Raw genomic sequence first — 20,431 nt, 5'->3', positions numbered from 1 at the left:
GGTTTCCCCCCCCCCCCCCCCCCCCTCCCCCCCCCCCCCCCACCCCCCCACCCCCCCCCCCCACCCCCCCCCCGCCCCCCCCCCCCCCCCCCCCCCCCCCCCCCCCCCCTCCGGGTGACTCCGTGACTGCTAGTAGACCGGCTTCTCGGGCTCGATCTGGTGGACCCAGCCGATGACGCCGCCGCCGACGTGCACCGCGTCCGCGAAGCCCGCGGACTTCAGGACCGCGAGGACTTCCGCACTGCGGACACCCGTCTTGCAGTGCAAGACGATGCGCTTGTCCTGCGGCAGGTCCTGGAGGGCCGTGCCCATCAGGAACTCGCCCTTGGGGATCAGCTTCGCGCCGGGGATCGAGACGATCTCGTACTCGTTGATCTCGCGGACGTCGATGATCTCAATGGGCTCCTCGGCGTCGATCCACTCCTTGAGCTGCTTGGGAGTGATCGTCGAGCCGGCGGCCGCCTCCTGGGCCTCCTCCGACACGACGCCGCAGAAGGCCTCGTAGTCGATGAGCTCGGTGACGGTCGCGTTCGGACCGCAGACCGCGCAGTCGGGGTCCTTGCGGACCTTGACCTGGCGGTACTGCATCTCCAGGGCGTCGTAGATCATCAGGCGGCCGACCAGCGGCTCGCCGACACCCGTGAGGACCTTGATGGCCTCGGTGACCTGGATGGACCCGATGGACGCGCAGAGCACGCCCAGCACGCCGCCCTCGGCGCAGCTCGGGACCATGCCCGGCGGCGGGGGCTCCGGGTAGAGGCAGCGGTAGCACGGGCCGTGCTCGGACCAGAAGACCGAGGCCTGGCCGTCGAAGCGGTAGATCGAACCCCATACGTACGGCTTGTTCAGCAGCACGCAGGCGTCGTTGACCAGGTAACGGGTGGCGAAGTTGTCCGTGCCGTCGACGATGAGGTCGTACTGGCTGAAGATCTCCATCACGTTCTCGGCTTCGAGCCGCTCTTCGTGGAGGACCACGTTCACGTACGGGTTGATGCCCAGTACGCTGTCGCGGGCCGACTCGGCCTTGGACCGGCCGATGTCCGCCTGGCTGTGGATGATCTGGCGCTGCAGGTTCGACTCGTCGACCTCGTCGAACTCCACGATGCCCAGCGTGCCGACGCCGGCCGCGGCCAGGTACATGAGGGCGGGCGAGCCGAGGCCGCCCGCGCCCACGGCCAGCACCTTGGCGTTCTTCAGGCGCTTCTGGCCGTCCATCCCGACATCCGGGATGATCAGGTGGCGGGAGTACCGACGGACCTCGTCAACGGTGAGCTCAGCAGCTGGCTCGACCAGGGGTGGCAGCGACACGGGGACTCCGTAGTGGTGACGTCTTCAGGGTGGTTCTCCCCGTAACACTGCCACGCCCGTCTTCATTCCAAGACACTCGTCCCGATCCGTGAGACGATTTCGTCCCAGTACGCGGGCATGGAGGCCCACGCGTCACCCTCCCCGACGGCGCGCCGGTCCGTGAACCAGATGGTGCCGGCGCCCTGCCAGCGGGCGATCCGCATCGCCTCCTCCAGGTGCGTGCGCGGCACTCCGTGGACGAGGTGGCAGAACCGCTCCGCCGGGTGCTCGGCGGTCCACTCCGCCACCTGCGACCAGCGGTAGTCGACCCAGGCCCCGGAGAAGGTGACCAACTGGTCGGCGGCCTCCACATAGCCCTCGTACGGATGCGTGCCGTGGCCGAGCACGATCCACAGGTCCTCCCCGAGACCCCGCAGGGTGTCCACGACCCGGCGCACCGCGGCCAGTTCCGCCCGGTCGGCCGGAGCCCCGGCGAGGTAGAAACCGCCGACCCCGTACCAGTCACGGAAGCGGTGGGCGTCGGAGATCAGCTCCCCGAAGGTCCGCGATCCGTCTCGCATCGCGAGATGGCCGAGGACCGTGCCGCCCGCGCGGCGCAGCTTCGCGGCCGCCTCCGTGCAGTGCGGGTCGGGCCGCCCGCCGGGGCCGTCCGTGACATTGAGCACGGCCCAGTGGAGCGGGGTGCCGGGGCGGGTCAGCTCGGCCCACTCCACGGGGGCGAGCAGGGGGTGCGCGTAGCCGGGGATGCCGAGGCCGAGGCGGCCGGCCTCGGTCGCGGCGGCGGTCATGGCTCCCGGTGGGGTGGTCAGATGCGGCACGCCGCCTCCATCCAGATGTCGGCGAGGGATTCCTCCAGGTTGATCCGGGGCCGCCAGCCGAGCCGGTCGCGGGCGGTACGGACGTCCGCCTGCTGCCAGGCGCCGCAGCCGTCCGGATAGGGGTACGGCTGGGGGGCCGCGGCGGCGAGCTGCTCGGCGGTGGCCTCGGAGCGGGGGGATCCGATGGCGGCGAGCCCGGCCGGGCGGCCGGGGTGCGCGTGCGCCTGCTGCGGTCCGCCGTGCGGTACGTCCAGCTCGTGCAGGGCGCCTCCGTACCCGGCGACCCGGGCCAGTACGGCGGCCGCGTCGCGCAGCCGGACCGCGCGGCCCGTGCCGATGTTGACCACGCCCTGGGCGGCCGACAGGGAGGCGGCGTGCACGGCCCGCGCCACGTCCCGTACGTCCACGAAGTCGCGCTGCACGCCGAGCCCGCTGAGCTTGAGCTCGCCGTCGCCGGACTGCATCGCGCGCCGCATGGCCTCGGCGAGCCGGCCGAGCGGGGATCCGGCGGGGGTGCCGGGGCCGACGGGCGAGAAGATCCGCAGGACGACGGCGTCCAGCCCGGAGCCCAGCACGAGCTCGGTGGCGGCCAGTTTGCTGACTCCGTACGGCCCGCCCGGTCTCGGCACGGCGTCCTCGGCCGTGGACGATCCGGGCTGGCTGGGCCCGTACTCGGCGGCGCAGCCGAGCTGGACGAGGCGGGCACCGCAGCCGCTGCGGCGCAGCGACTCGCAGATCGTCGCGACGGCGACGGTGTTGTGCCGGGTGAGCTCGCGGGCCCCGCCCCGGGTGGCGCCGGCGCAGTTGATGACGACGCCCGGGTGGACGGCGTCGAGGAAACGGGTGAGGGCGCCGGGGCTGCCGGTGGCGAGGTCGAAGCGGACGTCGGCGTCGTCGCCGCGGCCGAGCGCGGTGAGCTGGACGGCGGGGTCGGCGAGCAGCCGGTCGGCGACGTAGCGGCCGAGGTATCCGTTGGCTCCGATCAGCAGCACCCTCATCGCGTGACCCCTTGGTTGGTTGGCTGGCCGGTCATGTCTGTTTCTCCTTGCGGACGGGTGGGTGGATGGGGCGGGGTACGGGTACAGCGCCTCGGCGTCGGCTCCGGAGGTCGGTGGACGTCCCGGGGACGTCAGGGCCGTCAGGGCCGCGCATGGGCGGATGCCCGGGAGAGGGCGAGGACGGCGTGTACGAGGAGTCCGGCCGCGGCGGCGGGGGCCGCCGCCGGGACGGGGATCAGGGCGAGGGCGAGGGCGGCGGCGACGGGGCCGCGGTGGGCGCCGTGCCGGAGCAGGAGCCGGGTCAGGAACAGCAGCAGGGCGAGCGGCACGGCCACCGCGAGCGGTGTTCCGGCGAGCGCGGCCGCCCCGGCGGCGGCCCCGGTGAACACGGCGACGGCCGCGATCAGCAGCGGACGGGCCCGGTCCGCGAAGTCCTCCAGGGCGCGGCTCCCGTCGAGCCGGGCCCGGGCCCCGGCGGCGAAGGCGGCCGCGACCAGGTGCCCGGGGGCGACGGCGAGCGCGAGGCCGACCGCGAGGGCGGCGCCGTGCCGGTACGCGGCCCAGCCGACGACGACGGCGGCGAGCGCGTGCGCGGCGTGGCGGAACCGGGCGCCGGCGGCCCTCCCGGGCCACACCAGGGCGGCGACGGTGACGGCCACGGCGACGGACCCGGCCCACGGCTGCCCGGCGGCGGCCGCGCCGGACGCGAAGGCGCCGGGCAGCAGCGCGCAGCCGAAGCCCCGGAAGGCCGACGGCCCGGCCGGGACCGGGGTGGGCGCGGCGGAGACCTCCCGGCGCGGGCTGCGGGCGTACAGCTCCTCGGCGAGCGTGAAGACGTCCCGGTGCCGGAAGCGGGCGGCGGTGCGGTCGGTGATGCCGTGTGCCTCCAGGCCGGCGGCGATCTCCAGCGGATCCACGGCGCGCTCGCACAGCTCCCGGTGCCGGTGCAGCAACGCCTTGACGGGGTCCCCCTTAGCCCGCCTCCGGACGATCCCAGCCCCGCCACCTTCAGCCTCGCCGGCGTTTGAGGCGCGGGGGTCCGGGGGCGGAGCCCCCGGCGGCGGCGCCGCACCCGCGATGTCATCTGGCGCAGGCGAGGCCGAATCGTCCGGTGCGCCGCCGCCGCCGGGGCTCCGCCCCGGACCCCGCGCCTCAAACGCCGGCGAGGCTGAGTTTGGCTGCGCCGGCGAAGCTGAGTTTGGCTCCAGCGAGGCTGGTTTGGGCGCCGGCGAGGCTGAGGGTGGCTGCGCCCGCGAAGCTGAGTTTGGCTTCGGCAGGGCCGGGTTGGGCTCCGGCGATGCCGAGGGTCGCTCCGGCAGGGCCGGGTTCGGCTCCGGCGGGGCTGAGGGTGGCTGCTGCCAGGCTGAGATGGGGTGGGCCGAGATCTCGGGGTCGACGGTGGTCATGCGTTCGCCTCCGTGGCTGGGGCCCAGGTGGGGGTGGTCCAGTGCCCCGGCACCCGCGCTTCCGCCGGGCGCTCGAAGGGGATCTCGCCGTCCGGCCGCGCGGAGCCCTTGGCCAGCAGCCGCAGGTAGATCTCCTGGAAGGCGGCCACGTTCTGGTCCACGGTGAAGAGCTCCAGGGCCCTCGCCCGGGCGGCGGCGCCCAGCCGCTGGGCCCGTTCGGGGTCCCGCAGCAGCGACAGGCAGGCCTCGGCCAGCGCCCGCGGATTGCGCGGCGGGACGACGAGCCCGGTACCCCCGATGACCTCGCAGACCGCGCCCACGTCGGTGGAGACGGTGGCCCGGCCGCAGAACATCGCTTCGGTCAGGGTGATCGGGAAGCCCTCGATCACGGAGGACAGCACGACGACGCGCCCGGCGCCGTACGCGTCGGCCGGGGTGGGGGCTTCGGGTCCGCCGATCTCCTCGAAGGTGACCGGGTTCTCCCCGACGGTGACGGCGTCCGCGGCTTCGTCGGGGAAGAGCTGCGCGGCCAGGGACCGGCAGTCGGCGAGGTAGCCGGGGGCCACGGCGGTGGCGAAGATCCGCAGCCGCGTGTGGGGCGCGGCCCGGCGGACCTCGGCGAAGGCGTGCAGCAGGGCGATGAGGTCCTTGGCGGGCTCTATCCGGCCGACCCACACGAGCGTGTCGGGGTCCCCGCAGTCCACGGCCTCCCCGACGGTGGCGAATCGGTCCGCCTCCATCCCGGGGTAGACCGTTCGCAGCCGCTCCCGGGTGGCCCCGCACCGCTCCTGCCAGCGCCGGGCGTGCGCGTTCCCGGGGGTCAGCAGGTCGGCCCGGGCGTAGATCTCGGCGGCCAGCCGCAGGTGGAAGGCCGCGAGCATGGCCCGTACGGCGGGGCGGGCCTGCGGCGCGTGCTGGGAATCGGGCCGGGCCAGGTAGTGGGCCCGCAGCTGGACCCCGTACTCGGTGACCAGTAGCGGGACCCCGCAGAAGCGTTTGGCCAGCAGTCCGGGGAGGGCCGCCACCCCGCCCGCCGCCGCGTGGCAGACGTCGACCGCGCCGAGACCGCCGGGCTCCTCGTACCAGTCGAGGGACAACGGCCGCAGCATGCGCTCCAGTTCGTCCACGAACTCCAGCAGGTCGCTCACGTGCGCCACCTGTACGGTGCGACTCGCGCCCGGCGCCCGGCAGGCGGACTCCAGCGCCCGCACCGCGGACTCGGAGCGCAGGGCCGCGTACAGCCCGCCCTGTGCGCGGGCGAGTCCGGCGAGCCCGTACAGCCCGGAGGCGAAGGGTTCCGGTTCGCCGGCGCAGATCCCGTGGACCAGCTCCCCGAAGCGGTCCACGAACTGCCGGCGCTCACGCCGGGAGTAGGTCCGTCCGTCGTCGGCGGGGGCCCACAGGGGCGCCGTCCGGACGCGGGTGACGTGTTCGGGCAGCGGGACCCGTGTGCGTTCCTGCTCGGCGCTGCGGCTCAGTGCGTAGAGCTCGAACTCGTGCTGCGGGAGCCCGCGTACGAGCCGGTCGCACCACAGCCTCGCCTCTCCCGTCGCATACGGATAACCACCTTCCGTGAGTAGTCCGATCCGCACGAGTGGCACCCCCGATCTCCCGTTCAGGCGGTCGCCGTCGGTCAGGCGACCCGCCGCGGGAGAACTCAAGCGGATATGCCGAAGGCGCGACGGACGGTTGTCCGTCGCGCCACCGGAAGGGGTGAAGAGTCGTAACTTTCCCGTACGGTTCGCGTTCGAGCACGCTAGAAGTACTGGGGGTGTCCACGCGGATTGTCCCGTGGTGCCTCAACCGCCCGGATACACCCAGGGGTTGGGCTTGCACTGGATTCCGTCGACGTCGAGGGACTTGGTCTGCTGCTGCATGATCGGGGCGAGCGAGCCCGGCGTGCGGCAGCTCACGTGCCCGTGGCCGAGCCGGTGGCCGACCTCGTGGTTGATGAGCATCTGGCGGTAGGCGACCATCTGGTCCGGTCCGAACGTCGAGGAGCCCTGCGCCCAGCGGAACGCGTTGATCATGACCCGGTCGGTCGACGCGGAATCGCAGGAGACGTTGTCGATGGTGGTGTCCAGCCCGGACTTGGCGCACCAGGTCCCGGTGGTGCCGGGGCTGGCCAGGGTGATCACGAAGTCGGCCGCGCCGCCCGGCACCCGCTCGAAGGTCATCGCGCCCCGGTGGGCCCAGCTGCGCGGGTCGTTGAGGGTGCGGTGGACGGCCTCGGCGAAGAGCTGCGGGTCCAGGCCCAGGCCCTGCTCGACGTCGACCCGGTAGCGCACGAGCTTGCCCTTGCCGGGGGCCTTGGCCACGCCGGGCACGGTGTCGAAGGTCCCGGGACCGGCGAGTTTCGCGTCGATCGGCAGCTGCTGGGCCATCTTCTGCTCGTACGTCAGCTCCGGAACGGGCGCGGCGGCGGACGGGGCCGCGGGCGCGGCCGCCGGGACGTCCGGCGTCGGGCGGCCGTCGGAGCGGGAGGCGGCCGTGTCGGCCCGGCCGTCGTCGGGGGCGGCGAGCGTGCCGCTCTTGCCGCCGTCGCCGTCCGAGGCCATCTGGCCCGCGACGACGACGGCGAGGACGGTGGTGACGGCCGCGGCGGCCATACCGGTGTACGTACGGACCTTCAGGCCCCGGCCGGAGCCGGGCGGCTGCGCGACGGCGTCGACCGGCTTGCGCGGCCCGGGCACCCGGCGGTGCGAGCCGGTGGAGGTGACGGGGTCGGGCGCGGGGCGGCGGGCGGCCGCGGGCGCGGGCGCGGGCGTCGGCACGGCCGGACGCGGAACCTGCGGAGCCGGCGGGCCCGGCGGATCCAGGGTGACCTGCGGGAAGCCCACCGCGGGGGTGCCGAAGGCCGGGGTGTCGGAGTCGAGGAGGGCGGTGTTCCGGGTACGCGGTACCCCGTGCCAGTCGCCGTACACGGAGTCCGGACCGGCTCCCCAGGCGCCGCCGGGCTCGTACTGCTGGGGGTGGCCCCCGGCCCGTACGCCGGGTGCGTGGCGGTCCTGTGACACCTGCCCCTCGTGCGTGACGGCCGGTTCCGGCCAGTACGCGGCGGGCGCTTCCCCGTACGGCAGGGGCGCGGGCTCCGGCGGTGCCGTACGGGCCGGCGCAGGGGCAGGGGCCGGCGCAGGGGCAGGAACGGGGTCCTTGCGACTATGTCGTCCCACGGTCCTCAGCCTCTGCCGTCTTCGGTATCTCGGAGCAGCTCCTGGAAGGCGGCGGCCACCACCTCGGGGTACTCCATCATCGCCACGTGCCCGGCCTCGGGCAGGCACAGCAACCGCGAACCCCGGAAGGCGGCGGCCGCCCTGTGCGCCATACGGTACGAGACCAGCTGGTCCCGGCCACCGTAGACCAGCAGGGACGGGGCGAGCACCCGCTGCGCCTGCCGCCACAGCCCGTGCTGGCCGCCGAGGGTGTAGGCGTCGACGATGCCGCGCGAGGAGCGGGTCATCGCGTCCCAGAAGTACGGCAGGGCCATCCGCCGCTCCATCTCCTCCACGGCGTGGCGGAACCCTTCGGGCGTCACCCGGGAGGGGTCGCCGTAGCAGAGCTGCGTCACCCCCCGGGTGCGCTGTTCGGCGCTGAGGCCCTGCGTCAACCGGCTGAAGAGCGCCGCCACCCCGGGTACGGCGAGCAGCGCGGTCGGCACGGCCGCCCTCTGCACGCGCACCTCGGGCAGGGCGGGCGAGACCAGCGTCAGGGTGCGCACGAGGTCGGGCCGGACGGCCGCGACCCGGGTGGAGACGGCGCCGCCGAGGGAGTTCCCGAACAGGTGGACCGGCCCGCGGCCGGCGGCGTCGAGGTGCCGGATGACGGCGCGGGCGAACGCCGTGACGGAGTAGTCCCGGTCGGCGGGGGGCGGGGACCAGCCGAAGCCGGGCAGGTCCAGGGCCTCGCCGTCGACGGTGTCCGCCAGCTGCGCCATGAGGTCCGACCAGTTCTGCGAGGAACCGCCGAGTCCGTGCACGAACAGCGCGGGCGCCAGCCCCGTGCGCAGGGGCGGGCGCACCCGGACGGCCAGTTCCAGCCCGGGCAGCGCGACGGTGCGCAGCTGCTCACCTTCGGCGACCCGGACGGCTCCCACCAGGGAGGACAGCTCGGGGGTGGACCGTACGCCCGGCAGCTCGGTCGAAGACATGCGGCAATGTTACGAGACGATCACGCCCCCCTTGTTGTGTTCGCGGTCACAGACACAAGCCGATCCGCATAGCGCCGCATCCGCGATCCTCCTAGGCTCGTAGTGAGCACAAGGAAGCGAGGGGAGCGGCATGACTGTCGATCCTGACGAGCCGGACACCTTCCGCGAGCCGCATGTGGAAGTCGTCGATCCTGAGGCGCCCGAGGCGGATGTGGCGGAGCAGCTGACCGATCTCCGGCCGGACGAGGACGGACCGATCACCGGTGCGGAGGAGGGCGAGGCCGCGGACGGCGATGCCGCCGAGCAGGCGCGGGTGGTGCCGCTGGACGAGGACGACTACCGCTGACCGACCGCCGACCGACCCCTGACAGACCGCCGACCGACCGCTGACCAGCACCTCCGGGCCGTCCGTACCGCGAGAAAACTCGGCTTGAACCCTCCAGATTCGGTTACCGAAAAGTACGATGGCGGCGCGGCGCAGAGCGCACTGTGTTCTTAGAGAAAGTGGGAGGCGGCGTGACAGCCATCGAGCAGACCGAGGCAGCGCGTCCGCGGGGCACGCGACTGCCGCGCCGAGCCCGGCGCAACCAGCTCCTGGGCGCGGCTCAGGAGGTCTTCGTCGCGCAGGGTTACCACGCCGCGGCGATGGACGACATCGCCGAGCGTGCGGGCGTGAGCAAGCCGGTGCTGTACCAGCACTTCCCCGGCAAGCTCGACCTGTACCTGGCGCTGCTGGACCAGCACTGCGAGGCCCTGCTGCTGGCCGTGCGCACCGCGCTCGCGTCGACGACGGACAACAAGCTCCGTGTGGCCGCCACGATGGACGCGTACTTCGCGTACGTGGAGGAGGAGGGCGGCGCCTTCCGGCTGGTCTTCGAGTCCGACCTGACGAACGAGCCGGCCGTGCGCGAGCGCGTCGACCGCGTCTCGCTCCAGTGCGCCGAGGCCATCTCCGACGTCATCGCCGAGGACACCGGCCTGTCCAAGGACGAGTCGATGCTGCTGGCCGTGGGCCTGGGCGGGGTCTCGCAGGTCGTGGCCCGCTACTGGTTGTCCAGCGAGAGCCCGGTCGCCCGCGATACCGCGGTCGGCCTGCTGACCTCGCTCGCCTGGCGCGGTATCGCCGGCTTCCCGCTGCACGGCACCGAGTCCTGACACCTCCGGGGCCCGCGGGCGGACGGCCCCTTGTCCGGACGGCCCGTTGTTCGCTGCCAGCGTGTTCGCTCCGCGCGGTCCGCATCCCCTCTCCGGGCTAATGTGGACCGCGTACGGCGCGGCTGATCGCGCGAACCGGATCGTCGGAGGGACAAAGCCGTGGAGGTCAAGATCGGCGTGCAGCACGCACCCCGGGAGATCGTGCTGGAGAGCGACCTGAGCGCCGAGGAGCTGGAGAGCATCGTCACTGCCGCGCTGTCCGGCAACGAGCCGCTGCTGAGCCTCACCGACAACAAGGGCCGCAAGGTCCTGGTGCCGTCCGACCGCCTGTCGTATGTCGACCTGGGCGAGCCGAGCGCGCGCAAGGTCGGATTCGGCGCGCTCTGAAGAACTGTCGGAAACGGCCCGGTGGTTGATTCCACCGGGCCGTTTCCCTTTCTTCCGCTTCGGGTAGGACGGCAGTGACCCGGTTGCCCTGACGTATGGGAGAGACCACATGCTGCTGATGGAAGTGCTCGGCTCCGCTCTCTTGGGCCTCGCCCTGTCCGCGACAGCTGCCCGAGTGCTCGCGCGTCGGCTGCCTTCCCCGAGAGTGGTGCTGGTCAGCGGGGTGCTGGGAGCGTTGTTCGGGGCGTATCTCACCCACTTCGCGCTGGGCCCCGGGCACCACACGCTGACCGCGACCTTCATCGGCGGGGTGCTCGTGTCGGCGGTGGTCCTGTCGCTGCTGCTCCGTCCCGGATCCGGGCCCCGGCGATCATCGCACCGACCTCCGCTTTCACTTCCGTCGCGGGGCTGAGCACGGCGGGCCGCATACGTCGGGCCGCATACGTGTCGGCCTGGGCATGAGCATGCACGTCGGCCCCGGCGCGGTCATTCCGCGTCGGGGCCGACGTGTGAGTTCCTACGAGACGTCCCGCGAGAGGCCCGGGCCAGGGCCTACGCGGCGAGGCCGAGGGCCGCCATCCGCTTGGTGTGCGCCTTGGTGATCCGGGTGAACATCTCGCCGACGGCCGCCAGGTCGAAGCCCGCCGCCATCCCGTCGACGCCGCCGACCAGCATGGTCGAGAGCGCGTCGCGCTCGGCGACCACGCGCTGGGCCTGCGAGAGGGCCTCGCCCATCAGCCGGCGGGCCCACAGCGCGAGCCGGCCGCCGCAGCGCGGGTCCGCCTCGATCGCGGCGCGCACCTTCTCGACGGCGAAGTTGCCGTGGCCGGTGTCGTCGAGCACACCGAGCACGAGCGCGCGGGTGTCGGTGTCCAGGTGGGAGGCGACCTCGCGGTAGAAGTCACTGGCGATGGAGTCGCCGACGTAGGCCTTGACCAGGCCCTCCAGCCAGTCCGAGGGCGCGGTCTGGCGGTGGAAGTCGTCGACGCCCTTGGCGAAGGGCTCCATGGCGGCGGTGGGCTCGACTTCGATCGCCGTGAGCCGGTCCCGCAGCCGCTCGAAATGGTGGAACTCGGCGGAGGCCATCGCGGCGAGCTCGGCCTTGTCGTCCAGGGTGGGCGCGAGCTTCGCGTCCTCCGCGAGGCGCTCGAAGGCCGCGAGCTCTCCGTACGCGAGCGCGCCGAGCAGGTCCACGACGGCGGCCCGGTACTGCGGCGAGGCAGAGGCGGTCGCCCAGTCCTGGGAGGCGATACCCGCGGCGTCGCCGGGGGCGCTGTCGTCGGCGGGCGAGGCGTTTTCTACGGTCGACATGCTCCGCACAATAGCCCGCCGAATGGGCCCCCGAACCACCTGCCCTGTCCAGCTAAACGCGTCTACCCGGTGAATTCACCCGACACACCTGCGCGATTCCGGGGTACAGTGGTAATGCGCCTGCCGAGCACTCGGCGGGCCATCCGAATGAGGATGCCCGGTCGGTGGCCCGATCGGCTCCAACCGACCGCCCTCGGTGTGGTGCGTACGTTCATGCGTACCGCCTCTTACGAGGGGCCCCCTCAGCGGCAGATGCGCCTGAGCGAAGGCTAGTGGTCCCGCGCAGCTTCGTACGTAGCAGTACTGCAAGCACGGCACGGTACGACCCCCCTCGCCGCCTCGCGCCGCGTCTCACAGAAGAGGCAGCACCCTGACTACGTTCCGAGACCTCGGGATCCTTCCCGAGACCGCCGAAGCCCTTGAGGCCGTCGGCATCGTGTCCCCCTTCCCGATCCAGGAGATGACCCTTCCCGTCGCCCTTTCCGGCACGGACGTCATCGGCCAGGCCAAGACCGGAACCGGCAAGACGCTCGGTTTCGGCCTTCCGCTGCTGGAGCGGGTCACCGTCCCCGCGGACGTCGAGGCGGGCCGGGCCAAGCCCGAGCAGCTGACCGACGCCCCGCAGGCCCTCGTGGTGGTTCCGACCCGCGAGCTGTGCACCCAGGTCACCAACGACCTCCTGACCGCGGGCAAGGTCCGCAACGTCCGCGTCCTCGCCATATACGGCGGCCGCGCGTACGAGCCGCAGGTCGAGGCGCTCAAGAAGGGCGTCGACATCATCGTCGGCACCCCGGGCCGGCTGCTCGACCTGGCCGGTCAGAAGAAGCTCGACCTGTCGCACGTCCGGGCGCTCGTCCTGGACGAGGCCGACGAGATGCTCGACCTGGGCTTCCTGCCCGACGTCGAGAAGATCATGAACCACCTGCCCGCGAAGCGTCAGACGATGCTGTTCTCGGCGACCATGCCGGGCGCGGTCATCGGCCTGGCCCGCCGGTACATGACGCAGCCCACGCACATCCGCGCCGTCTCCGAGGACGGCGAGGGCGCGACCGTCGCCAACATCGCGCAGCACGTCTTCCGTGCGCACAACATGGACAAGCCGGAGCTCGTCTCCCGCATCCTGCAGGCCGATGGCCGCGGCCTGGCCATGATCTTCTGCCGTACCAAGCGCACGGCGGCCGACATCGCCGAGCAGCTGGAGAAGCGCGGCTTCGCGTCCGGCGCCGTCCACGGCGACCTGGGCCAGGGCGCGCGCGAGCAGGCGCTGCGCGCGTTCCGCAACGGCAAGGTCGACGTGCTGGTGTGCACCGACGTCGCCGCGCGCGGTATCGATGTCGAGGGTGTCACCCACGTCATCAATTACCAGACGCCGGAGGACGAGAAGACCTTCCTGCACCGCGTGGGCCGCACCGGCCGCGCGGGCAACAAGGGCATCGCCGTCACCCTGGTCGACTGGGACGACATCCCGCGCTGGCAGCTGATCAACAAGGCGCTGGAGCTGGACTTCCACGACCCGGTGGAGACGTACTCCACGTCCCCGCACCTGTTCGAGCAGCTGAACATCCCGGCCGGCACCAAGGGCATCCTGCCGCGCGCCGAGCGCACGCGGGCCGGCCTGAAGGCCGAGAACCTGGAGGACCTGGGCGAGACCGGCGGCCGCGGTGGCCGTGGCGGCCGCGCTCCGGCTGCCGCCGTGGTGACCGAGGAGCGCCCCGAGCGCACCCGTACGCCGCGTCAGCGCCGCCGTACCCGTGGCGGTTCGGAGCTGGACACCGAGGCTGCCGCCGTCACCCCCGTGGCGGACGCGCCGCAGGCTCCGGCCGCCGACGAGCCGCGCAGGCCGCGTCGCCGCCGTACCCGTGTGGCAGCGGTGCCGGCTCAGGCCGTGGAGGTCGTCGAGACCGCCCCGGTCGCCGTCGCCGCTCCTGTGGTCGAGGCCGCTCCGGTCATCGAGGCCGCCCCGGTCGCCGAGGCCGCTCCGGTCGCCGTGACCGAGGAGGCTCCGGCGAAGCCGAAGCGCACCCGGGCCCCTCGCAAGGCCGTCGCCGTGGTGGCCGAGGCCGCCGCGGTCGAGGCCCCGGCCGCCGACGAGGCGCCGGTGAAGCCGAAGCGCACCCGGGCCCGCAAGGTCGCCGAGGCCGCTCCCGAGCCGGACTTCCAGACGGCCACGCCCCTGGAGCCCGTCGCGCCGAGGCGCACCCGGGCCCGCAAGGTCGTGGAGGCCGCTCCGGAGCCGGACTTCCAGATGGCCCCGCCCGTGGAGCCCGTGAAGCCGAAGCGCACGCGGACCCGCAAGGTCGCTGAGGCCGCCCCGGTGGCCGAGGAGGCGCCGGCGAAGCCGAAGCGCACCCGGACCCGCAAGGTCGCGGCCTCCCCGGAGGCGTAGTACTCCCGTAGCGCGCCGATGGCCCCGGTCCCCTTCACAGGGGGCCGGGGCCATCGGCGTACCCGCGAGGTGCGCAGGAGTACGGGCCGGTAACCTCGGGCCATGAGCAAGCCGCCGCGCCTCACCCTGCCGTCCGCCGCCCGCGCGTACCACCTGGTCACCGACCGCGGCGGGTTCGCCGTGCACGAAGCCGGTGAGCCCGTCCGCGGCACGGCCCTGCTGGTCCCCGGCTTCACCGGCAGCAAGGAGGACTTCGTCGGCCTCCTGGAGCCGCTGGCCGGCGCCGGGTACCGGGTGATCGCCGTCGACGGGCGCGGCCAGTACGAGACCCCCGGCCCGCGCGAGGAGGCGTCGTACGCCTTGGACGAGCTGGCGCTGGACGTCCTCGCGCAGGTCCGCGCGCTGGGAGCGGACCGCGTGCACCTGGTCGGTCACTCGCTCGGCGGGCTGATCTCGCGCGCCGCCGTGCTGCGCGACCCGTCGCCCTTCGCCTCGCTCACCTTGATGAGCAGCGGGCCGGCCGCGATCTCCGAGGACCAGCAGGCGCGTACGAAGCTGCTGGTCACCGCACTGGAGACGATGGGCGGCGCAGACACCGCGCCGCCGACTGAAGGCATGGCGGTGATCTGGGCGGCGATGCGGGCCCACGACCCGTTGGAAGCCGCCCCGGATGCCCCCGAGCTGACGGAGTTCCTGCGCGAGCGGTGGCTGGCCACCGTGCCCGAGCAGCTGATCGTGACGGGCCGGGTGCTGATCTCGGAGCCGGACCGGGTGGAGGAGCTGGCGGCCGTCCCGCTTCCCAAGCTGGTGCTGTCCGGAGTGGTGGACTACGCCTGGCCGGTGTCCCTGATGGATGAAATGGCGGACCGCCTGGGCGCGTCGCGTGTGATCGTGGAGGGCGCCGAGCACTCCCCCAATGCAGAGAACCCGCAGGTCACAGCCCGTGCGCTGGCCGCATTCTGGGACTCCTGCACCGACTGGACCGGCAGTCGTTAGCGAGTGAAAAAATTTCCTTAGCGTAGGGAATGTTTTCCTTTTACACTTCGTTGAACCCTGTGCAAGGAGAAACACCGACGAAGGGAGAAGCCCCGTGCGCTTCGAGATTCTGCGCCTGGACGACGTCGACGGATCCGCCGTGGACAGCACCGTCGTGGACGCGGCCTCCGTCAACCGGATCGTGCAGCACGCCGCGTCTGTCGGCCAGCGCATTCTGATCCGACCGGCCGGGACCGTGTCCCGCTGACACCGCCCACGCCGTACACCCGTCGACGCCCCCACACCGGTACCGGTGCGGGGGCGTTCTCGTGTCCCTTGCCGGGCGGTCAGGCGCCTCGTACGACCTGGAGCACGCCGTTGATGATCTGCTGGACGGCGATCGCCGAGAGCATCATGCCCGCGAGCCGCGTCACGAGGACGACGCCGCCGTCCTTGATGACCCGGATGATCACCAGCGAGTAGCGCATGGTGATCCACAGCACGATGTGCATGGCGACGATCGCGGCCCAGACGGAGGCCTGGCCGACGGCCCCGTCCGCCTTCTGCACGGCCAGGATGACGGACACGATCGCACCGGGCCCGGCCAGCAGCGGCATGCCCAGCGGGACCAGGGCGACGTTCACGTCCTTGGTCTGCTTCGGCTCGTCGGTCTTGCCGGTGAGCAGGTCCAGCGCGATGAGCAGGAGCAGCAGCCCACCGGCGATCATCAGCGCCGGCACGGAGACGTGCAGGTAGTCCAGGATCTGCTGGCCGCAGACGCCGAAGACCGCGATGACACCGAAGGCCACGCAGACGGCCTGCCAGGCCATGCGGCGCTGCACCTTGACGGGGCGGCCGGAGGTCAGGGCGAGGAAGATCGGCGTGATCCCCGGGGGGTCCATAATCACAAAAAGCGTGAGAAAAAGGGATCCGAAGACGGCGAAATCAAACACAGTGATGCCTTGCAGGAGAGAGGGGTGTCGCGAAGAAGAAGTGCGGAACGGGTGGAGCGGGCCGTAAGCGGCCGATCAGCGCTCGCGTCCGCCGGCGCCGGGCACCGGGAAGGCCCCGGTCGCGCGGCGCGTGATCTCGCCGTAGATCTCGGGGTCGGTCGTGTACTCCCCGAGGCGGCAGGTCTTGCGGCTGCCGTGGTAGTCGCTGGACCCGGTGGTCAGCAGTCCGAGGTCCGCCGCGAGGCCGCGCAGGCGCGCCCGGGTGTCGGTGTCGTGGTCCATGTGGTCCACCTCGATGCCGTCCAGGCCCGCGGCCGCCAGGTCGGCTATCGCGGACTCCGGCACGCACTGCCCGCGCTTGGCGGCGCCGGGGTGCGCGAAGACGGTGACGCCTCCGGCCGCCTTGACCAGGCGGACGGCCTCGAAGGGGTCGAGCTCGTGCTTCTCGGCGTACGCGCGGCCGCCGTCGGCGAGCCAGTCGGGCGTGAAGGCGTCCGACACGGTGGGTACGACGCCCAGCTCGACGAGGGCGGTGGCGATGTGCGGCCGCCCGACCGATCCGGCACCGGCGATCCGGGCGACCTGCTCCCAGGTGACGTCCACGCCGAGCGCCTGGAGCTTGCCGACCATGGTCCGGGCCCGCGGGGTGCGGTCGTCCCGGACGAGCTCCCGCTCGCGGGCGAGCTCGGGCTCCTCGGGATCGAAGAGGTACGCGAGCATGTGCACGCCGACCCCGTCGAGCCGGCAGGACAGTTCGGCCCCGGTCACCAGCGTCAGTGCGGCGGGAAGGGCCGCGAGGGCCTCGCCGTATCCGCCCACGGTGTCGTGGTCGGTCAGCGCGATCACGTCCAGCCCGGCGAGGGCGGCGTTGCGCATTAGCTCGGCGGGGGTGTCCGTACCGTCGGAGGCCGTGGAGTGGGCGTGCAGGTCGATGCGCACAGCCGGGCTCCAGGGGTCGTTCGGACGGGGGACACTCCAGGATAACCGGGCCGAAGTCCCCCTTTCGTCCCGGGTGGTGCCCGAGCGGGGCCTGACCGAGGCCGGGGCGGACGCCTTCTAGTCGGGGCTCAGGATGCGCGGGGTCAGGGCCCCGCAGGGAACGAGCTCGACCTCCGCCCCCGCGTCGCGGAGATCGGTGAGGACGAGCTCGTCGTACAACAGGAGGCCGGACTGCTCCGGCCAGACGACCGCCCAGAGCCACAGGCCCCGCGCCTCGCCGGCGAAGACGGCCCGGTCCTCGGGGACGCCGTTGAGGTGCCACAGGGGTGTCGGGCGGCCCGCCGCGGACACCTTGGCGTGCGGCGGCGCCGATACGTCGATGTACGCGCCGGGGTCGGGGCCGTCGATGCCCGCGAACCGCGCGCCGAGGCCGACGCCCAGTTCCTCCGCGATCAGCACCAGCTCGCCGATGCCCCCCAACGGGCCGGGGCCCGAGCAGGCCACGGCCGTCGCCCGGCCCCCACTGCGGTCGTCACCGGCGGACGCGACCCCCGTGAAGAGCCATCCCAAGGGCAGTGGCCAGGGCATCCACACCGGCACCTGTGCTCGGTGGACCACCACGCCCAGGCCTTCGACACTGGGCGGGATGACGGGTTGCAGGGGGTGGACAGCGCCGTGGACCGTGCACTGCCAGGAGTCGGAGAAGAGTCCGGGCGCCCTGACCCGGGCACCGCACTTCGGGCAACTTGGTTCACCCCTCATAAGAAGCCACGCTCCTCCCCGCCCGGCCCCTCGTCAAGGCGCGATCACCCGTCCGGGCTGTCAGTCCAGTGCGACAGCGGTACGCAAAGGGTCCCTCAGGTCCGTCCCGCGCGCGAGCCAGCGTTCCTGGAGTGCGGCCGCGCCGTGCACGCGCTTCCAGGCCGCCTCGTTCGCCGTCATGGGCAGCAGCGGCAGGAACTGCACCGGGTCCATGGGCTCGTCGAGTTCCAGGTCCTCCACCAGCCCGCCGGGTTCCGCGACGAGGACGGAGCTGAACGGCGCCCCGTCCCAGAGCGGCTCCCCCACGTCCAGCGAGGCTCCGGGAGCCACGATCAGCCCCTCGACCTGGGGCGATGCGGCCAGCACCGCGAGTGGCCGGAGCACTTTGTCGGTGGCCGCCAGTCCTCCGCGTACGGTCAGCACCAACTCGGCACGCGGGCCTCGTACGGGGTCGGCGACCACGGCGGTCGGATCGGTCATCGGGTGTGCGGACATGCCGAGGGTGGCGTACCGCACGAGGTCGCCCTCGGCGAAACGGAGTACCTCGATGCGGTCGGTGCCCAGGAAGGTGACGGCGGCGCGCGCGTCGGGGTCACCGAACGCGCTGCGCAGCCTGGCCTCGACGAGGGCGAGAATTTCTGCCATGGAGCGAGCATAGAACTCGTATCAGCCGGGTAAAGGGCGGGCCTTGACCATCCGTCGGCTGATAGTGTTGACAGCTGTTCGGGGCCGCACGCCGAAGTCCGTTTCAGTGCCCCGGCTACAGGACGTCCTTTACGGGGGACCGGCCGGAGGAGGTGGGGCTGCGGTGGATCGAAGTCGATCGTGCAGTACCAATCGCTCTTCCACTTCTGCGACGGGCGCATCCCGCCCCCTTTGATCTCCTGATCAGTAGAAGAGCGACGGCAGAACGTTGTCCTCCCGTCCTGTTCCCTCCCCCTGCCCGGGCCCGCCCGCCCGCTCGCGGTGGTGGAGGGTCTCCCACCCGTACGGTCCACAGCCGTGCGCGCGAAGGAGCCTGCCATGTCGATGCTGCCCTACCTGCGTGCGGCCGTCCGCCCGTCGCTGCGCAAGTCCAGCCCCACTCAGCCCGGCTACGACACCACCCGCGACCCGTCGGCGAGCAGCGCGGTGGTCGACTGCGCCGTGTACCGCGACGGCCGGCGCGCGCTGGGGCCGGCGTGTCTGACGCCCCGTGAGGCGATCCGCCGGGTCCGCGAGGACGGCGGTTTCGCCTGGATCGGCCTGCACGAGCCGACCGAGGCGGAGTTCGCGGGGATCGCCGCCACCTTCGGCCTGCACCCGCTGGCCGTGGAGGACGCGGTGCACGCGCACCAGCGGCCGAAGCTGGAACGCTACGACGACACCCTCTTCACCGTCTTCAAGACGATCCACTACGTCGACCACGCCCAACTGACCGCCACCAGCGAGGTGGTGGAGACCGGCGAGGTGATGTGCTTCACAGGACCGGACTTCGTCATCACGGTGCGGCACGGCGGGCAGGGTTCCCTCAAGGGGCTGCGCCACCGCCTCCAGGACGACCCCGACCTCCTCGCCAAGGGTCCCTCCGCCGTCCTGCACTCCATCGCGGACCACGTCGTCGACGGGTACATCGCGGTCGCCTCCGCGGTGCAGGACGACATCGACGAGGTGGAGAGCGAGGTCTTCGCCGCCCCCGCCAAGGGCAGCACCCGCGGCGGCGACGCGGGCCGGATCTACCAGCTCAAGCGCGAGGTGCTGGAGTTCAAGCGGGCGGTCTCGCCGCTGCTGCGGCCGATGGAGCTGCTGAGCGAACGGCCGATGCGGCTGGTGGACCCGGACATCCAGAAGTACTTCCGGGACGTGGCGGACCACCTGGCGCGGGTGCACGAGCAGGTGGTGGGCTTCGACGAGCTGCTGAACTCGATCCTCCAGGCCAACCTCGCGCAGGCGACGGTCGCCCAGAACGAGGACATGCGCAAGATCACCTCGTGGGCGGCGATCATCGCCGTGCCGACGATGATCTGCGGGGTGTACGGGATGAACTTCGATCACATGCCCGAGCTCCAGTGGAAGTACGGCTATCCGATGGTGATGGCCTCGATCGTCGGCATCTGCTTCACCATCCACCGGGCGCTGCGCCGCCACGGCTGGCTCTAGACGAGTAAGTCCGAAGTCTTCGTCAGTGGTCGTAGGCGATCAGTGATCGTGTGATGGCTGTGCCGTTGGCCCGGTTGTGCCAGATCGCTGCGGTCAGGGTGAGGACGCGTTGCCCGATCCGGGCCAGGACTCCGGCTGGGGTCCTGGCTCCGTGGCGTTCGAGGTCGAGCTGGCCCTTGAGGGTGTCGTTGACCGACTCGATCAGCTGCCGGATCGGCTTGAGCAGGTGCTCGCCCGGCCGGGGCTTGCGGTTGCGATAGCTGGGCCGCAGCAGGGTCAGGCCGCGCTCGGCCATGAAGGTGTCCAGGTGCTTGGAAACGTAGCCCTTGTCGCCGACGATCGTCTGCCCCGGGTGGGTGGCCAGCAGGTCCTGGTCACCAGTGAGCATGTCGGCCAGGACCTCGCGTTCGTCGATTTTGGGGTTGGCCAGGGCCCAGGCGATGGGGAGGCCGCCGGGGGTGCAGAGCAGGTGCAGTCGCAGGCCCCAGAAGAACCGTGAGTGCGAGGGGCAGTAGCCGTAGCCGGCCCAGCCGGCCATGTCGGAGCGTTTGACAGTGGGCCGTGAGCGGGCGCATTCCACGGGTGTGGAGTCCACGATCCACACGTCGTCGTGCCACAGGTCAGTGTCTCGGGCCAGGGTGCGGATGAACCTGCTGATCAGCGTGGTCGCCGCCCGCAGGCGCTTGTTGTAGCCGGACTGCTCGGGCAGGTAGGGGAACTCGGCGGCCAGGTGGCGGCGGGCGAACC

The 20,431-nt window shown here is 72.4% G+C and carries 21 protein-coding genes; 8 read left to right on the top strand and 13 right to left on the bottom strand.

The window, feature by feature from the left end:
* Positions 1-129: 129 nt before the first annotated feature.
* The 7 genes from moeZ to ACZ4TV_RS33055 all read right to left on the bottom strand — a co-directional run bounded on the left by moeZ (position 130) and on the right by ACZ4TV_RS33055 (position 8,677).
* Positions 130-1,308, bottom strand: coding sequence for an adenylyltransferase/sulfurtransferase MoeZ (gene moeZ, locus ACZ4TV_RS33085; RefSeq protein WP_468138946.1), 1,179 nt, complete (start codon positions 1,306-1,308; stop codon positions 130-132).
* A gap of 62 nt (positions 1,309-1,370) precedes the next feature.
* Positions 1,371-2,126, bottom strand: a complete 756-nt coding sequence (locus ACZ4TV_RS33080; RefSeq protein ID WP_468138945.1) for a spherulation-specific family 4 protein — start codon at positions 2,124-2,126, stop codon at positions 1,371-1,373.
* The gene (locus ACZ4TV_RS33075; RefSeq protein WP_468138943.1) at positions 2,114-3,124 is read right to left on the bottom strand and encodes an NAD-dependent epimerase/dehydratase; all 1,011 of its coding nucleotides are present in this window, start codon (positions 3,122-3,124) and stop codon (positions 2,114-2,116) included. Before ACZ4TV_RS33075 ends, ACZ4TV_RS33080 begins: the two co-directional genes overlap by 13 nt.
* Positions 3,125-3,264: 140 nt before the next feature.
* A complete protein-coding gene (locus ACZ4TV_RS33070; RefSeq protein WP_468138942.1) occupies positions 3,265-4,077 on the bottom strand; it encodes a hypothetical protein in 813 nt (270 codons plus the stop codon).
* A gap of 449 nt (positions 4,078-4,526) precedes the next feature.
* A complete protein-coding gene (gene pelF, locus ACZ4TV_RS33065) occupies positions 4,527-6,122 on the bottom strand; it encodes a GT4 family glycosyltransferase PelF (RefSeq protein WP_468138941.1) in 1,596 nt (531 codons plus the stop codon).
* A 207-nt stretch (positions 6,123-6,329) separates the two neighbouring features.
* Complete coding sequence (locus ACZ4TV_RS33060) at positions 6,330-7,703, bottom strand: DUF3152 domain-containing protein (protein ID WP_468138940.1); 1,374 nt, start codon at positions 7,701-7,703, stop codon at positions 6,330-6,332.
* A 5-nt stretch (positions 7,704-7,708) separates the two neighbouring features.
* Positions 7,709-8,677: an alpha/beta fold hydrolase gene (locus tag ACZ4TV_RS33055; RefSeq protein WP_468138939.1), complete on the bottom strand. Its 969-nt coding sequence runs from the start codon at positions 8,675-8,677 to the stop codon at positions 7,709-7,711.
* A 130-nt stretch (positions 8,678-8,807) separates the two neighbouring features.
* Between ACZ4TV_RS33055 and ACZ4TV_RS33050 the strand changes: the two genes are divergently transcribed.
* The 4 genes from ACZ4TV_RS33050 (at position 8,808) to ACZ4TV_RS33035 (ending at position 10,631) form a co-directional block, all read left to right on the top strand.
* The gene (locus ACZ4TV_RS33050; protein ID WP_468138938.1) at positions 8,808-9,023 is read left to right on the top strand and encodes a hypothetical protein; all 216 of its coding nucleotides are present in this window, start codon (positions 8,808-8,810) and stop codon (positions 9,021-9,023) included.
* A gap of 170 nt (positions 9,024-9,193) precedes the next feature.
* On the top strand, positions 9,194-9,832 hold the full coding sequence (locus ACZ4TV_RS33045) for a TetR/AcrR family transcriptional regulator (RefSeq protein WP_030385903.1): 639 nt from the start codon (positions 9,194-9,196) through the stop codon (positions 9,830-9,832).
* Positions 9,833-9,991: 159 nt separating this feature from the next.
* Positions 9,992-10,219 (top strand): DUF3107 domain-containing protein, encoded by a 228-nt coding sequence (locus ACZ4TV_RS33040; protein WP_468138937.1) that lies wholly within the window; start codon positions 9,992-9,994, stop codon positions 10,217-10,219.
* A 112-nt stretch (positions 10,220-10,331) separates the two neighbouring features.
* Positions 10,332-10,631: a hypothetical protein gene (locus ACZ4TV_RS33035; protein WP_468138948.1), complete on the top strand. Its 300-nt coding sequence runs from the start codon at positions 10,332-10,334 to the stop codon at positions 10,629-10,631.
* Positions 10,632-10,771: 140 nt separating this feature from the next.
* Here the strand turns inward: ACZ4TV_RS33035 and ACZ4TV_RS33030 are convergent, their stop codons facing one another.
* Positions 10,772-11,530 (bottom strand): ferritin-like fold-containing protein, encoded by a 759-nt coding sequence (locus ACZ4TV_RS33030; RefSeq protein WP_468138936.1) that lies wholly within the window; start codon positions 11,528-11,530, stop codon positions 10,772-10,774.
* Between the two features lie 460 nt (positions 11,531-11,990).
* Between ACZ4TV_RS33030 and ACZ4TV_RS33025 the strand changes: the two genes are divergently transcribed.
* The 3 genes from ACZ4TV_RS33025 (at position 11,991) to ACZ4TV_RS33015 (ending at position 15,159) form a co-directional block, all read left to right on the top strand.
* Entirely contained in the window at positions 11,991-13,916 is a 1,926-nt protein-coding gene (locus tag ACZ4TV_RS33025; RefSeq protein WP_468138935.1) for a DEAD/DEAH box helicase, read from the top strand.
* A gap of 102 nt (positions 13,917-14,018) precedes the next feature.
* Positions 14,019-14,912: an alpha/beta fold hydrolase gene (locus ACZ4TV_RS33020; RefSeq protein WP_468138934.1), complete on the top strand. Its 894-nt coding sequence runs from the start codon at positions 14,019-14,021 to the stop codon at positions 14,910-14,912.
* Between the two features lie 94 nt (positions 14,913-15,006).
* On the top strand, positions 15,007-15,159 hold the full coding sequence (locus ACZ4TV_RS33015) for a hypothetical protein (protein ID WP_468138933.1): 153 nt from the start codon (positions 15,007-15,009) through the stop codon (positions 15,157-15,159).
* A 79-nt stretch (positions 15,160-15,238) separates the two neighbouring features.
* Here the strand turns inward: ACZ4TV_RS33015 and ACZ4TV_RS33010 are convergent, their stop codons facing one another.
* From ACZ4TV_RS33010 to ACZ4TV_RS32995, 4 genes are all read right to left on the bottom strand, one after another.
* The gene (locus tag ACZ4TV_RS33010; protein ID WP_468138932.1) at positions 15,239-15,844 is read right to left on the bottom strand and encodes a MarC family protein; all 606 of its coding nucleotides are present in this window, start codon (positions 15,842-15,844) and stop codon (positions 15,239-15,241) included.
* Between the two features lie 75 nt (positions 15,845-15,919).
* Entirely contained in the window at positions 15,920-16,783 is an 864-nt protein-coding gene (locus ACZ4TV_RS33005) for a PHP domain-containing protein (protein WP_468138931.1), read from the bottom strand.
* A gap of 117 nt (positions 16,784-16,900) precedes the next feature.
* A complete protein-coding gene (locus ACZ4TV_RS33000; RefSeq protein WP_468138930.1) occupies positions 16,901-17,545 on the bottom strand; it encodes a DUF6758 family protein in 645 nt (214 codons plus the stop codon).
* Positions 17,546-17,605: 60 nt separating this feature from the next.
* The gene (locus tag ACZ4TV_RS32995) at positions 17,606-18,190 is read right to left on the bottom strand and encodes a suppressor of fused domain protein (protein WP_468138929.1); all 585 of its coding nucleotides are present in this window, start codon (positions 18,188-18,190) and stop codon (positions 17,606-17,608) included.
* Positions 18,191-18,568: 378 nt separating this feature from the next.
* On the opposite strand from ACZ4TV_RS32995, the gene ACZ4TV_RS32990 reads away from it, so the two are divergent.
* On the top strand, positions 18,569-19,684 hold the full coding sequence (locus ACZ4TV_RS32990; protein WP_468138928.1) for a magnesium and cobalt transport protein CorA: 1,116 nt from the start codon (positions 18,569-18,571) through the stop codon (positions 19,682-19,684).
* Positions 19,685-19,706: 22 nt separating this feature from the next.
* On the opposite strand, the gene ACZ4TV_RS32985 is transcribed toward ACZ4TV_RS32990, so the two are convergent.
* Positions 19,707-20,431 (bottom strand): IS982 family transposase (locus ACZ4TV_RS32985; protein WP_468138926.1); only part of this gene is annotated, 725 nt, incomplete at its 5' end.

The sequence above is a fragment of the Streptomyces sp. NPDC028910 genome (assembly GCF_055564955.1).
Note: the sequence above shows the minus strand (reverse complement) of the source record. Positions and strands in the feature narration are given on the sequence as shown.

Coding starts and splice junctions, on each gene's coding strand:
- ACZ4TV_RS33020 (WP_468138934.1), top strand. CDS start 14,019: ATGAGCAAGCCGCCGCGCCTCACCCTGCCGTCCGCCGCCCGCGCGTAC.
- ACZ4TV_RS33055 (WP_468138939.1), bottom strand. CDS start 8,677: ATGTCTTCGACCGAGCTGCCGGGCGTACGGTCCACCCCCGAGCTGTCC.
- ACZ4TV_RS33025 (WP_468138935.1), top strand. CDS start 11,991: ATGACCCTTCCCGTCGCCCTTTCCGGCACGGACGTCATCGGCCAGGCC.
- ACZ4TV_RS32995 (WP_468138929.1), bottom strand. CDS start 18,190: ATGGCAGAAATTCTCGCCCTCGTCGAGGCCAGGCTGCGCAGCGCGTTC.
- ACZ4TV_RS33050 (WP_468138938.1), top strand. CDS start 8,808: ATGACTGTCGATCCTGACGAGCCGGACACCTTCCGCGAGCCGCATGTG.
- ACZ4TV_RS33000 (WP_468138930.1), bottom strand. CDS start 17,545: ATGAGGGGTGAACCAAGTTGCCCGAAGTGCGGTGCCCGGGTCAGGGCG.
- ACZ4TV_RS32990 (WP_468138928.1), top strand. CDS start 18,569: ATGTCGATGCTGCCCTACCTGCGTGCGGCCGTCCGCCCGTCGCTGCGC.
- ACZ4TV_RS33075 (WP_468138943.1), bottom strand. CDS start 3,124: ATGAGGGTGCTGCTGATCGGAGCCAACGGATACCTCGGCCGCTACGTC.
- ACZ4TV_RS33030 (WP_468138936.1), bottom strand. CDS start 11,530: ATGTCGACCGTAGAAAACGCCTCGCCCGCCGACGACAGCGCCCCCGGC.